The organism is Allofournierella sp., assembly GCF_017889395.1.
Taxonomy (GTDB): Bacteria; Bacillota; Clostridia; order Oscillospirales; family Ruminococcaceae; genus Allofournierella.
Map to the genome: position 1 here is coordinate 1 of NZ_JAGHKE010000049.1, position 13646 is coordinate 13646.

At 55.4% G+C, this 13646-nt stretch carries 11 protein-coding genes; all 11 read right to left on the bottom strand.

Annotation, left to right across the window (positions count from 1 at the left end):
- A partial coding sequence (locus J7G73_RS07465; RefSeq protein WP_291245794.1) for an ATP-dependent 6-phosphofructokinase occupies positions 1 to 689 on the bottom strand: 689 nt, incomplete at its 3' end.
- 119 nt (positions 690 to 808) lie between these two features.
- On the bottom strand, positions 809 to 4312 hold the full coding sequence (locus J7G73_RS07470) for a DNA polymerase III subunit alpha (RefSeq protein WP_291245795.1): 3504 nt from the start codon (positions 4310 to 4312) through the stop codon (positions 809 to 811).
- Positions 4305 to 5222 (bottom strand): DNA-binding protein WhiA, encoded by a 918-nt coding sequence (whiA, locus tag J7G73_RS07475; RefSeq protein ID WP_291245796.1) that lies wholly within the window; start codon positions 5220 to 5222, stop codon positions 4305 to 4307. The genes J7G73_RS07470 and whiA overlap by 8 nt, the downstream gene beginning before the upstream one ends.
- A gap of 21 nt (positions 5223 to 5243) precedes the next feature.
- Positions 5244 to 6107 (bottom strand): RNase adapter RapZ, encoded by an 864-nt coding sequence (gene rapZ / locus J7G73_RS07480; protein ID WP_291245797.1) that lies wholly within the window; start codon positions 6105 to 6107, stop codon positions 5244 to 5246.
- A gap of 89 nt (positions 6108 to 6196) precedes the next feature.
- Complete coding sequence (gene murB, locus J7G73_RS07485; protein WP_343212733.1) at positions 6197 to 7102, bottom strand: UDP-N-acetylmuramate dehydrogenase; 906 nt, start codon at positions 7100 to 7102, stop codon at positions 6197 to 6199.
- A gap of 18 nt (positions 7103 to 7120) precedes the next feature.
- Positions 7121 to 8086 (bottom strand): ROK family glucokinase, encoded by a 966-nt coding sequence (locus J7G73_RS07490; RefSeq protein ID WP_087293469.1) that lies wholly within the window; start codon positions 8084 to 8086, stop codon positions 7121 to 7123.
- Positions 8083 to 8835 carry a phosphatase gene (locus J7G73_RS07495; protein ID WP_291245798.1) on the bottom strand — a complete coding sequence of 251 codons (753 nt, stop codon included), beginning with the start codon at positions 8833 to 8835 and terminating at the stop codon, positions 8083 to 8085. The genes J7G73_RS07490 and J7G73_RS07495 overlap by 4 nt, the downstream gene beginning before the upstream one ends.
- Before the next feature lie 21 nt (positions 8836 to 8856).
- Entirely contained in the window at positions 8857 to 9789 is a 933-nt protein-coding gene (gene hprK, locus J7G73_RS07500) for an HPr(Ser) kinase/phosphatase (protein WP_087181507.1), read from the bottom strand.
- Positions 9790 to 10070: 281 nt separating this feature from the next.
- Positions 10071 to 11108, bottom strand: a complete 1038-nt coding sequence (locus J7G73_RS07505) for a Ger(x)C family spore germination C-terminal domain-containing protein (RefSeq protein ID WP_291245799.1) — start codon at positions 11106 to 11108, stop codon at positions 10071 to 10073.
- A complete protein-coding gene (locus J7G73_RS07510) occupies positions 11105 to 12127 on the bottom strand; it encodes a GerAB/ArcD/ProY family transporter (RefSeq protein WP_291245800.1) in 1023 nt (340 codons plus the stop codon). The genes J7G73_RS07505 and J7G73_RS07510 overlap by 4 nt, the downstream gene beginning before the upstream one ends.
- Positions 12114 to 13583 carry a spore germination protein gene (locus J7G73_RS07515; RefSeq protein WP_291245801.1) on the bottom strand — a complete coding sequence of 490 codons (1470 nt, stop codon included), beginning with the start codon at positions 13581 to 13583 and terminating at the stop codon, positions 12114 to 12116. Before J7G73_RS07515 ends, J7G73_RS07510 begins: the two co-directional genes overlap by 14 nt.
- Positions 13584 to 13646: the final 63 nt, after the last annotated feature.

Consider the following 13646-nt stretch of genomic DNA (forward strand, 5'->3'; position numbering starts at 1 on the left):
CCAACACCCTCGGCTACGATTACGATGAAGTGCTTCTTGCCGGTCTTCTGGGTCTGGTTCATACGGGAGATAATGTCGTGTTCCAGATCATAGGGACGCTCGGGGATCAGGATAGCCAGAGCGCCGGTAGCGATGCCCACGTTCAGAGCAATATAGCCGGCATTGCGGCCCATAACCTCAACCACACTGCAGCGGTCATGGCTCTGGGTGGTGTCGCGTAGCTTATCGATCATTTCCACAGCGGTGTTCATGGCGGTGTCGTAGCCGATGGTGTACTCGCTGCAGGCAATGTCGTTGTCGATGGTGCCGGGGATACCGATGCAGGGAATGCCCAGGTTGGCCAGAGCGCGAGCGCCCTTGAAGGAACCATCGCCGCCGATTACAACCATCGCGTCGATGCCCAGCTCTTTGCACTTCTCAGCGCCCTTCTTCTGACCTTCGGCAGTCACGAACTCGAGGCAACGGGCGGTGTACAGAACAGTACCGCCGCGGTGAATGATCTCGGACACGCTGCGCAGGTCCATCTCGCGAACCTCGCCGTTCAGCAGGCCGTTGTAGCCGCGCTGAATACCGATCACCTTGATGCCCTTGCTCAGAGCGGTACGAACAACCGCACGAACCGCAGCGTTCATGCCGGGTGCGTCGCCGCCGCTGGTCAATACACCGATGGTTTTGATTTCCTTATACATAATAATGCCCCTCCTAAATCAAATCGAAATTTGACATTGCTATAATTATAACACCCTGGCAACATAAATGCAAAACTTTCTGCGTAGTTTGTCGCCAAAAAGTTTGCCCGATTGACCAACTATTTTGTAACAACATTCCTGTCGCCTAAAATTCGGCGTAATTCAGGGTAAAGCAGTTCATGGTCCAATGCCCACAGGCTGCGAGGTGCCAGTGTCAGCTGGTTGCGATCTTCAAAATACATGTAGACCGGCATACTGCCATCAAAGATACCACTGAGCAGGTTCGTCACCTTGCGGAACTGTATGCTGTTCTGGCTGGGAAGCTTCAGATACAATCCCTTCTTAGGTGCTTGAGTCTTCTTTTCTTCCATGCTGCCCGCTGCCGGGTTTTCCGAACGGCGTGCCTGGTATTGTTCAATGGGAACAATAGTTTCCGCCACCAGCTTGGCCGCTTCGTCTTCCTTTACCGAAACGCGGCCGGTGATGACCACAACAGCATTTTCCTGCAGCGCGTCCCTGCAGTTGAGCAGGATCTTCGGGAATACCAGAATCTCCATGGTACCGCTCAGGTCCTCCACGTTGGTAAAGGCCATCATGGTGTTGGAGCGGGTCGTCATAAATTTGCTTTTAATTACCGCGCAAACAATGTTGACCACTTTATTATCGTAAGCTTTGGCGCCTTCCCCTGTCAATTCACTAATCTTGCAGCTGGATATATTTTTGATGATTTCCCGATAAGCGTCCAACGGGTGTCCGCTCAGATACAGGCCGCTCACCTCTTTTTCCATCTGCAGCAGCTCTCCGGTGGGGAATTCTTCCAGTGCGGGAATCACGTAGTCGTTTACCGATTCCTGATCACCGTTCTGGCTGAACAGGTCAAGCTGACCTTCCAGATTTTTGCGGCTGTCGGTCTCTACGCTTTTCAGAATGCCCTCAATACACTGGAGCATGGCCCGGCGGGTGGAACCCAGGCTATCAAATGCGCCGCTCTTGATCAGACTCTCCACAGCCCGGCGGTTGATTTCACAGCCGTACATCCGGCGGCAGAAATCATACAGTGAGCGGAAGGGCTGGTCCTGACGTTCGCGGACCACCGCGGCAATCAGGTTCCGGCCCACATTCTTGACTGCATTCAGGCCAAAACGGATGTTTGCTCCGTCCACAGTGAAGCCGCCGTCACTCACATTGATGTTGGGGGGCAGCACCTTGATGCCCAGCCGCTGGCACTCGCCGGAATACTCGATCACCTTGTCGGTGTTGTCCAGCACACTGGTGAGCAGGGCGGCCATGAATTCATTGGGATAATGGCATTTCAGGTAAGCTGTCTGATACGCCACATAGGCATAACAGGCCGCATGGGATTTATTGAAGGCGTAGGAGGCAAAGCTGGACATATCGTCAAAGATCTCGTTGGCGGTCTTTTCGTCGATGCCGTTGGCAATGCAGCCTACACATTCCGATCCCGGTTCCTTGCTGCCGTAAACAAAGTTCTGACGCTCCCGTTCCATGACATCGTGCTTTTTCTTGCTCATGGCACGGCGCACCAGGTCGGCCTGACCGAGCGAGAAGCCCGCCAGCTCCCGGCAGATCTGCATGACCTGCTCCTGATACACAATGCAGCCGTTGGTTACGTCCAGAATATGCGCCAGCTGAGGAACCTTGTAGTGAATCTTCCCCGGCTCATGGCGGTTGCGCAGATAGGTGGGGATGGAATCCATGGGACCCGGGCGATACAGCGAGATCAGAGCGATGATGTCTTCCAGGTTCTGGGGGCGAAGACCCAGAAGCACCTGCTTCATGCCGGTGCTTTCCAGCTGGAACACACCCTCCGTTTCGCTCTGGCCCAGCATTTCGTAGGTGGCCGGATCATCATAAGGCATTTTTTCAACCGAGAACTCCGGCACCCGACGCTGAATCATCCGCTCCGCATCCCGAATTACCGTAAGGGTGCGCAGGCCCAAAAAGTCCATTTTTAAAAGGCCCAGCTCCTCGATGGTGGTCATGGTAAACTGGGTCACGGGAACGCCGTCGTTGCAGGCAAGCGGGACGTACTCGTTGGCTGCTTCCCGGGTAATTACCACACCTGCCGCATGGGTGGAGGCGTGGCGGGGCATGCCCTCGATCTTGATGGCAGTGTCCACCAGTTCCCTCACCTGCTCGTCGGAATCATAACGGGCTTTCAGCTCCGGCGATACCTCCAGAGCACGGTGCAGGGTCATTTTCAGCTCCATGGGAACCAGCTTTGCCACTGCGTCCACCGCAGCATAAGGCATGTCCATTACGCGGCCCACGTCCCGCAAAGCAGCCCGGGCTGCCATGGTTCCGAAGGTGATGATCTGGGCCACATGATCGTGACCGTACTTGTTGTTCACATAGTCGATCACCTCCTGCCGGCGTTCATAACAGAAGTCCACGTCAAAGTCCGGCATGCTCACCCGTTCCGGGTTCAAAAATCGTTCGAACAGCAGATTGTAGCGGATGGGATCGATGTTTGTAATGCCCACGCAATAGGCGGCCAGGCTGCCGGCACCGCTTCCTCGGCCGGGGCCCACCGGGATGCCCTGGGTTTTTGCGTAGTTGATGAAATCGAAAACAATCAGATAGTAGTTGGTGTAGCCCATGCGGCGGATTACGTCGATCTCGTAATCCAGACGCTCACGGATTTCCGGCGCCGGATCATTTCCGTAACGGCGGGTAAGACCCTCGTAGCACAGCTTTTCAAAGTAGGCCTGGTTGTCCATTCCGTCCGGCGCTTCAAAATAAGGCAGTTTGGTCACACCGAATTCAAAATCGAAGTTGCATTGTTCTGCGATACGGTTGGTGTTTTCGCAGGCATCCGGCGCAATGGCAAACAGCTCGTACATCTCGTCGGTGCTTTTCAGATAAAATTCATCGGTCTCAAATTCCAGCTTATCGTCATCCTGGATGGTTTTGCCGGTCTGGATGCAGATCAGAATGCTCTGCATCTTGCTGTCTTCCCTGCGTAAATAGTGGGAGTCGTTGGTGGCCACCAGCGGGATTCCCGTTTCACGGGCAAGACGAATCAGCAACGGAAGGACCTGCTGCTGCTCTTCGATGCCGTGATCCTGAATCTCGATGTAGTAATTTCCCTGCCCGAACAGATTGTTGTAATACAGTGCGACCTGGCGAGCTTTTTCGTAATCGCCGGCCAGAAGTGCCTGGGGCACCTCACCCGCCAGACAGGCAGAAAGACAGATCAGTCCCTCGTGGTGCTGTTCCAGCAGTTCCTTGTCCACACGAGGCTTGGAATAGAAGCCCTCAATAAAGCCGGCGGAAACCAGCTTTATCAGATTTTTATAGCCGGTCTCATTTTTGCACAGCAGGACCAGATGGTTGGAACCGTCGATCCGGTTGACCTTATCAAAGCGGGAGCGGTTGGCCACATAGACCTCGCAGCCGATGATGGGCTTGATGCCTGCCTTTTTTGCAGCCTTGTAAAAATCCACACAGCCGTACATCACGCCGTGGTCGGTGATGGCAATGGAGGTCTGCCCCAGTTCCTTGACTCGCTCAAAGATCCGATCGATCCGGCAGGCACCATCCAGAAGACTGTATTCCGTGTGGACATGCAGATGAGTAAATTGCTTGTTGGTATCAGCCATTGGTTCTCCTTTGCTGCAGTTCAGATGCCAGACGTTCCAGCTTTTTCAGCCGGTGGCTGAGCCCTGATTTGCTGATGGGCTGAGGGCTCTTTTCTGCCAATTGGGAAAGCGAAAGATCCGGCCAGGCCAGCCGCAGCTCAGCCGCTTCCCGCAAAGGCTGGCTCAGGCCATCGAACATGTGGTTCTGTTTGAGATATTCGATGGCCCGCGTTACCTGAACGTTTGCGGTTGCAGTTTTGTCCATGTTGGCGGTTTCGCAGTTTGTCAGGCGATTGGTCTTGTTGCGCAGTTCCTTGATTACCTTGTGGTTCATGATCTCCATGGCCGCATTGCCTGCCCCCATGAATGCCAGAAGTTCCTCGATCTGTTCGCTGGCTTTAATGTACACCACGTTTACTCCCTTGCGCAGGGTGCGGTGGGGGCGGAATTCATGCTCCGCCAGAATCCCCTCCAGGTCCCGTGCCAGATTGTGTCGGTTGGACAGAAACTCCAGATTGTACTCCTTTTTGGGATCGGTCATGGTGCCGCAGCAAACAAATGCAGCGGCCAGAAAAGCTGCACTGCATTGAGGGCAGCGCAGCAGAGTGGGATCGATGCGCAGGCTGATCTGGTCCGGATCACAGTGAAATTTTTCCAGCATCAGCCGGACCTGCTCCGGCTCGTCCACTTTGAATTCGTAAACCATGCCACTGGGCCGCTGCTTGCTGGTTACACTGCCTTCGATGCCGCACAAATGAAAGATGCGTTTGACATAGTGAGCAGCGCCGCCCAGCTCTGTTTGGAAGACAACACCCCGACCGTCGAAATAGCGGCTGAAGCAGGCCGCGCCATAGCTGGCAGCCAGCAGGCAGCAGGGCCGGGCAATTTTCTTTTGGGTGATCTCGGTTTTAACATCCTGTGAAAAGCTCATTCGGTTTCCGATGCCCTTTCATTAAAGTACGCGTTTCTGATCGCGATGATAAAGAATTGGGCCATAGCCCAGGGTCTGGCAATGCTCCGCGATCTTGCGCGCGAAGGTAATGGAGCGATGCTTGCCGCCGGTACAGCCAACAGCAATGGTCAGCTGGCTTTTGCCTTCTTTGATATACAGAGGCAGCGAGTAATCCAAGAGATCCAGAATACGCTGGAGCAGCTCCTGCGATTGTTCGAATTTCATTACGTAATCCACAACCTCACTGTCCAGGCCGGTTTTCTCCTTCAGTTCCGGAATATAGAAGGGGTTGGGCAGGCAACGTACGTCAAATACCACATCGGCCTCTTTGGGAAGACCGTATTTGAAGCCAAAGGAAAGAATGGTCAATACCATTGGCTGCTGATTCTGGTGCAAAAACAGCTTGCAGATCCGTTCCTTGTTCTGGGCAGCTGAAAGCAGTGAGGTATCCACCACGAAATCGGCCCGCTCAAAGAAGGGCTGAAGGATCTTCCGCTCCTGTTCAATGGCATCGGTCATGGAGACACCTTCCTGCACGCAGAGCGGATGGATACGCCGGGTCTCTTTGTAACGGCGGGCAAGCACATCATCGGAAGCGTCCAGGAACAGCACCCGGTAAGGAACTTGGCGGCTGTCCATGCTGGTCAGTGCCTCCTGCACATCGCTTCTGGTGCGGCAGCCGCGGATGTCCACAACAACAGCCACTTTCTCCAGCATTGTTTCGCCCTGCAGAGCAAAATCCAGCAGGCGGGGCATCAACCCGGCCGGAATGTTGTCGATACAAAAATAGCCGATATCTTCCAATGCATTTACCGCAAGGGACTTTCCCGCTCCGGAAAGGCCGGTTACAACCAGCAGCTCCATGGTGCGTCTCTCCTTTTCCTGTTGATTTTTTCATCCAATATAACCTGCATGACCGGCTGCCGATCGCCAGCAGCCGGTCATGCACATAATTATTCCACTACGCGGATCTCTTTTTCCAGCACAAAGCCGGTCTGCTGATGTACCCGCTCGCTTACTTGTCGAGCCAGTTCCAGCACATCCGCACAGCTGGCATGGCCGAGATTCACAATGAAACCGCAATGCTTCTCGCTGATTGCAGCATCACCTACACGGTACCCGCGCAGGCCGCACTGTTCGATCAGGCTGCCTGCAAATGCACCTTCCGGTCGCTTGAATGCACTGCCCGCACTGGGATATTCCAGCGGCTGTTTTTCTTTTCTGCGGTTCATCAGGTCATCCATCTTGGCAAGAATCTCTTCCCGATTACCTTTGGCCAGCTGCAGCGTAGCCTGCAATACACACCAACCGGTACGCGCAAACACGCTGGTACGATACCCCAGTTCCAGCTGATCCGCGGGCAGGGACCGTACCTGTCCGGCTTCGTCCACAAACTCCACGCTCAGCAGCACATCACGGGTCTCGCCGCCATAGGCACCTGCATTCATATACACAGCGCCGCCCAGGCTGCCCGGTATGCCATAAGCGAATTCCAGTCCGGTAAGTCCCTGACGGGCAGCCTCTTCGCAAACCTGTTTGAGCGACACGCCGGCACCGGCGATGATGCGTTCCCCTTCTACCCGGATTTCCGGCTGGAGCGACCGGGTGCAGAGAACCACACCGTCAAATCCCTTATCGCTGAACAGAAGATTGGACCCGTTGCCCAGAATATAGGTTCGCACACCCTCGGTGCGGCACAACGCCAGCGCTTGGATCAGCTGCTGAGTGGTGTGAGGGGTGCAGAACAGGGCGGCAGGACCGCCGATCTGGAAGCTTGTGTGGCGTGCAAGGGGCTCGCCGCAGGAATAAGGGATCGCTGCTTCCTCCAGTTTTTGCTTTAAGTGCTCCATGCACGCCATAATATGGCCTCCTAAAAATTAAAGTTTTTCCTGGTTGCCCAGCCAGGCAGCGCCCACAACGCCGGCATCGTTGAACAGCTCAGCGGGCTTGATGGTTACACGGCGTTTGCCGTCCCGGGCATAGTCTTCCCAGTTGACCAGCTTGCGTACAGGGGCCAGCAGAACCTCGCCCTGCTTGGATACGCCGCCGCCAATGCAGATAATCTCGGGCTGGAAGATGTTGACCACGTTGGTCAGGCCGCAGGCCACATACTCCACAAACTTGTTGATCAGCTGGGTGGCCAGCTCGTCGCCGGCAGCCATGCCGTCAAAAGCAGTCTTAGCGCCAACCTTGGTGATATCGCCGTTTACCAGCTCCCACATCATGTTCTTGGGGTGGGACAGCATCGCGGCTTTGGTATCCTCGGCCAGAGCGCGGGCGGAAGCGTACTTTTCCCAGCAGCCGTTTCGACCGCACATGCAGGGGCGACCATCCTTCTGGATTACCATGTGGCCCAGTTCGGCGCCCGCGTAGTTGAAGCCGGCAAAAATCTTGCCGTCGATGATGATGCCGCCGCCGATACCGGTGCCCAGGGTAATGACCACAGCATACTTTGCGCCGCGGGCGCCGCCAGCGATAAACTCACCGTAAGCAGCCGCGTTTGCGTCGTTTTCAATATAGACCTTGCAGCCCAGACGCTGCTCCATGTGTGCGCGCAGCTCCCAATCATAATAACCGAAATTGGCGTTAAAGTCTACTACACCCGTCCGGCTGTTTACACTGCCCGGGGTGCCGATGCCAACCCAATGCAGGTCATCCAGAGTCAAATTGCTTTCTACCAGCACCTGACGGCACAGGTTGGCGATCTTCTCTTCGATGACCTCCTCAGGCTGAGGCAGATCGGTGTCGCAGGTGCATTTATGCAGCACCTTGAAGTCTTCGTCAACAATACCTGCAGTAATGGTAGTACCGCCCAGATCCACGCCAATGGTATACTTCTTCATCTCAACAACTCTCCGATCCGATCTACGATTTTTTTGTTATGTATTTCCAGTTCGCGGCGAAGATTTTCACCGGAACCATTGATGATCAGCTCCTGGGGGAAATTGATTTCCTCCAAGATCGTATACAAATGAGAAACACCCCGCTCCAGATGATAAATGGAGTGTGCGTCGCTGTTTAAAGCAATCTTACAACCGCTTTTTTTACAGGCAAGAGCAAGCGCCTTCATGTTCGCTGCACCTTGCGGGCGTACAGAAAAGGAGTTTCCGTTCAGTTCCACCACTTTGTTATAAGCGGCAAATTCCCGGGTGACTCGCTCGTAATCATACACATGATCGGCCTGTTCCGAGTGGCCGATCATATCTACATACGGTTTTTTCGCCACGTTAAGCCATAGTTCCGTAGCCTGCTCAACGGTAAGTTTTCCGGGCAAACAATCCCCATGAATAGAGGCAATGACCCAGTCGAACTGCGCCAGCTGCTCCTGCGAAAAATCCAGTGTTCCGTTCAGGTCCATCACATTTGCCTCGACACCCTTCAGAACGGGAATGCCCTCCAGCACATCCGGCAAGCGAACAAGATTGTTGAAGTACCAGATGTGGGGAGAATCCGGCATTGCGCAGCCGTGGTCGGTAACCGCAATGGCTTTATACCCCATGGATGCCGCCTTGGCAGCCATTTCGGTGATGGTGTTGAACGCGTGGTTGGATACCAGCGTATGGGTGTGCAGATCTGCTGCGATTTGATACAAAGTATATGCTCCCCTTCTGCGTCAGATGCCGATGTCTTCATCCAGACCAAGGCGAGCAAGAAGCTCCTTGGCAGCGTTGTAGCCCATCTTTTTCTGACGGTTGTTGATGGCGGCCGTTTCCAGGATTACCGCCAGGTTACGGCCGGGCATTACAGGGATCACAGTCTTGGGAATCTGCACGCCCAGAATATCGTAAAAATCGGTTTCCAGGCCGGTGCGGCTGTAGTTTTTGGTCTTGTCCCAGGGCTCCAGATCCACCACCAGGTCCACCTTCTCGCTGACCTTAACCGAACCGATACCAAAGATACGGGCCACGTTTACGATACCGATGCCACGCAGCTCGATGAAATGGCGGATGTTTTCCGGTGCGGTGCCCACGATGGTGCGGCTGGAGGTGCGGCGCAGCTCCACCGCGTCGTCGGCGATCAGGCGGTGGCCACGTTTAACCAGCTCCACTGCGGTCTCGCTCTTGCCCACGCCGCTGTCGCCCAGGATCAGAATGCCTTCGCCGTACACCTCAATGAAAACGCCGTGGCGGGTAACACGGGGCGCCAGCTCCACATTCAGCAGGCTGATCAGTGCACTCATCAGGGTGGAAGTGGATTCTGCGGAGGACAGTACGGGAACAGAGTACATCCGGGCAAAATCGATCATTTCCGGCAGGGGTTCCAGGCTGCGGCTGATGAGCACCGCCGGGGGCGTGAGCTCAAACAGACGCTCAAGATGAGCGCGTCGGGTAGCTGCGGGCAGCTCCTGCAAATAAGACATCTCGACCATGCCGAAAATCTGAATTCGGTTGGCGTCAAAGTACTGGTAATAGCCCGCAAGTACGATACCCGGACGGTTAACATCCGCCGTGTAGATGGGGATCTCGTTCAATTCCTTCGGCGCATAGACTGTTTCAAGATTCAGCTGTTCCGCTACTTTGCTCAGAGGTACGGAAAATGCCGGCATAAAGAACACCCTTCCTTTTTGATGAAATATCAGAGTTGCTTTTATTATACATGATTGCGTAAAGATTATCAATTTGATTTGCAAGAAAAGCCAAAGGGAATGCATGAACTGCAGATGCTCCGGGGTCAGCTTTACCGGTTTGCCCGGAAAAGGGCAACTATCGCAGCAAATGCTGCAGATCAGTCTCGTTTTCAGCGAGTGATTTTTTGCTATGAAGGGCGCTTAACACAAAGAAAGCCCTGCGACGGGAGACGATTTCCATCGCGGGGCCTTTGAAATGTTTACAGCAGCTGCAGAGCGCTGGAGAATTCCACGCTGCCAGGCTGATAAAGGGTCTCCGTCTCTTCCAGACGAATCGTCAGCTGTTCGTTTCGGTTGCGAAAGCGGCTTAGAAAGCAGAAAGGGTCAGTACCCGGAGTAAAGCTTTGCCGGATTACCTCCTGCGCCATTTGTTCCAGCTGGGTGTTGAATTGCTTCAGCAGCTCCCGCCGCTGCTCCCGGGAAGCGGGCAGGTTTTCTCCGGTCATCTGCTCCACGTGACCGGAAAGCCGGATCGCAAGATGCAGGGAGTTTTCCTGCTCCACGCATTCGTAAATCAGCTTGGGAGAACGAATGGTCAGAGTGACCGGGCCGCTTTCCCCTTCCACCCGGAGCTGCCCGGTACCGGTCTGGCCGCTGAGCAGGGCGGCCAGCACAGTTTCACTGCCGGTGAATCGGGCTGCGGGAGTACCGTCCTTATACAGAGCGAGGCCCTCCATCTGCACATTGCTTTCTTCGGACAAGCGCACCAGCGGCAAAAGGCCGCCGCCTTGTGCTGACGCAAGCTGGTACAGATAGGTATGGTACTCTCCCCGTTCCCCCAGCCTGCGGATCGAATCCAGCACAGCTCCGGCGTTTTCTTCATTGAGCGGCTGTTCACTTGCGGGCCGGTTGATTCCCCATACTGCCATATTGGGCCGTCCGGCGGAATTGTCATAAAGAAAGCGGCAGCACTCGGGCATTCCCTTCTCCTGCAGCCCGGGCCCGAGCAGCAGCAGTTCGTTCTGCCCGTAAAACAGTTCCTCGGCCCGGGCGGATTCCGCTTCCTGAATTGCTTCAGCGAGGGTGCTCCCGCTGCCTTCAATCAATCGGATGGTTTCCGCGGCCTCCCCGGCATCTGCACTGGGCTGCGGCTCCAGAACCAGGACCTGGGCAAGGTATTCCTTCTGGTAGTCCAGCAGCAGAGCCTTCACGATCACCTTATCGCCAAGACCGGTGGAAGCACAGCCGCACAGAGCTGCCGCGATCAACAGCGGCGCGGCCAGTTTCAATAGCTTCATTCTTGTTTCCTCCCTGCGGTGATTCGAACGATACCCAGCCAGAGCAGCAGTGCAAGGCATCCCCCCTGCTGGATCAGGTATGCGGCCTGCTCTGCCTGCCCCCAGGAGGCCAGAAAGACACCGATCACCCCGGCAACCGCCAGATAGTAGGCGCTGTGGCCGCGCAGTGCGGGAAATACCTGCCGGATGCTTTGGGTAAACACGGAAAAATACAGCGTGATTTTCACAAAAAAGAGCAGCAGCCACACGCAGGCGTGCAGCGCATCCAACCGGCGAAATACCGAGATGCCGCCCAGACGGGCAATGGTGAACAGCGGCTGTTCCTCCTGTTCGTAGGCAGGCCCCAGGGTCATTTCACCCAACAGGCAGAACAGGGCCTGAGCGGCGAAAAGCCAGACAAAAACTGCTACCGGTCGGTGGTCGGGTCTCTTGGAATTCTCCGGCCTCCACAAAACCGCCCATAAAATTAATTCCGGGGCCAGGTAGAACTGACCTGCAAAATCACGGGCAAGCTCTGTGCCGTTCAATGCCGCGGACTGCAGGTTGACAAACCGAAGCTGCGGCAAAACGGACAGCAGAAGCAACCCCATGGAAACAGCTGTAAGCGCAAGCACCGCTGAAGCGGTTCTGGTGAGCGCGTCCAGCCCGGAATAGACGCCGTAGAACACCGCCACAAACAGAAGGACCAGAAAAATCTCCACCGGCAGACCGGTGTGCATGGACTGGCTGTAAAACCGCTCGCCCTGGATGATTTCCAATGCGGCGGACAGCAGCATGGCAGTGCTCAGCAAAACGCAGAAGGTTTTGCTGCCGAGCGCGCGTCCGGCACCCCTGCGCAGGAGAGCCAGCAGCAGGGCGAATACGGCCATCTGCCCGGCGGCGCACAGAATCCCGTGCTGTGCGGTTAAAAGTGATGCTCTGCGGCCGAAGGGCTGCAGAAATACATCCGCCAGCAAAGCCGCCGCCATAAGAACGGCCAGCTGGGCGGGTGCAGGAGAAGCTGATTTATTCTGTGCCATGGGCATCTCCTCCCGGCAGATCATTGACGGAAAAGGGCCGGCGGGCCAGTTGTTTCCAATTGGTACGCAGCACACCGTCACGCACGGCGCCGTTTCTCCAGGGGATGAGAGGCGCTGTATAGGGCAGGCCGAAGGAATTCATGCCGCAGATACTGGTGAGCATGATAAACAAAAGCGCAAGAATGCCAAACGGTCCGAACAGTCCTCCGGCAAATACGAACAGGATACGAAGCACGGTGGCCGGTTCATACAGCGACGGGATCACAAACATGGAGATGGTGGTGAGCGCCGCTGTGATTACAATGGGGGTGCTCAGGATTCCCGCCTTTACCGCCGCATCGCCCACAATAATCGCGGCCACAAGGCTTACGCTGTGACCGATGGGTCTGGGCAGGCGCAGACCTGCTTCCCGCACGATTTCCAGCAAAACGATGACCAGAACCATTTCCAGAAACAGCGGAAGCGGTGTGGCTGCCTCCGCTGCTGCAATTTTATAGAGCAGCTGGGGCGGAAATAACTCGGGCGTATATTCCGCGATGGAAACAAACACCCCGGGCAGCAGAACTGCCAGAAAGAATGCGCCATATTTGATGATCCGGATGAAGCTGGCAAAATAGGCCTTGGTGGAGTAGTCATCCAGGCTTTGAAAGTGCTCGCTGAAGAAGTACGGGATCACCATAGCGAAGGGGCTGCCGTTCACCAGAATTACCAGCTTTCCCTCACACAGCTTGGCGCAGGCCGTGGCCGGGCGTTCGGTGTAGCCTGCCTGCTGAAAAAAGCTGAAGCCTCCCCGCTGCAAAAACGGGGCCAGATAGCTGGAATCGAACAGAACCGGAATCCGAACCCGATTGAGCCGGTCACGCACCCGGCGCACCAGCTCCGGCGGGGCCAGGTCACGGTCATAGATCAGCGCAACTTCGGTGGCAGTACGCTCGCCGCAGATCATCGTCTCCACGGTAAGGGTTTCGGTCCGGATCAGGCGGCGCAGCAGGCTGATGTTGATGCGCAGCAGATCGCTGAAGCCCTCCCGGGAGCCGCGCACATTTCCCTCTCCCGAGGGCTCCTGAATGGACCGAAATTGCATGTTCTGAGTGGAAAGCACCACAGCCTTGCAGCAGCCCTCGATCAGAATCACAGTGGTTCCGGCGGTCAGCTGGGTACGCAGCTGATCTACGGTTTCCACATAAGAGTTTTCCAGCGGAAGGTCGGTTTGTGTCTGCAGATAATCGAACAGCTCTTCCCCGTTTCGGGGGCAAAAGTCGCTTTTGCTGAGCATGTCCAGCACCACTACCCACAGCCGCTCAATGGTGGAAAGTCCCTCAAACATGCACAGGCAGCATGGGATGCTCAGAATCTGCACCGGCTTTGTATACAGGTCGATTGAATTGCCAAATCTTTGTTTCAGCAGCTGAATGTTTTGCTGCAGCTGCGGCAACAACGATTCTTCCGTTTGCATCTGCGTCACCTCCGGCCATTAGTATGCCCGGAAAGCGGACGCGGCAAACCATAACTTTTGAAA

Coding starts and splice junctions, on each gene's coding strand:
- J7G73_RS07470 (WP_291245795.1), bottom strand. CDS start 4,312: ATGGCTGATACCAACAAGCAATTTACTCATCTGCATGTCCACACGGAA.
- whiA (WP_291245796.1), bottom strand. CDS start 5,222: ATGAGCTTTTCACAGGATGTTAAAACCGAGATCACCCAAAAGAAAATT.
- rapZ (WP_291245797.1), bottom strand. CDS start 6,107: ATGGAGCTGCTGGTTGTAACCGGCCTTTCCGGAGCGGGAAAGTCCCTT.
- murB (WP_343212733.1), bottom strand. CDS start 7,102: ATGGCGTGCATGGAGCACTTAAAGCAAAAACTGGAGGAAGCAGCGATC.
- J7G73_RS07490 (WP_087293469.1), bottom strand. CDS start 8,086: ATGAAGAAGTATACCATTGGCGTGGATCTGGGCGGTACTACCATTACT.
- hprK (WP_087181507.1), bottom strand. CDS start 9,789: ATGCCGGCATTTTCCGTACCTCTGAGCAAAGTAGCGGAACAGCTGAAT.
- J7G73_RS07505 (WP_291245799.1), bottom strand. CDS start 11,108: ATGAAGCTATTGAAACTGGCCGCGCCGCTGTTGATCGCGGCAGCTCTG.
- J7G73_RS07510 (WP_291245800.1), bottom strand. CDS start 12,127: ATGGCACAGAATAAATCAGCTTCTCCTGCACCCGCCCAGCTGGCCGTT.
- J7G73_RS07515 (WP_291245801.1), bottom strand. CDS start 13,583: ATGCAAACGGAAGAATCGTTGTTGCCGCAGCTGCAGCAAAACATTCAG.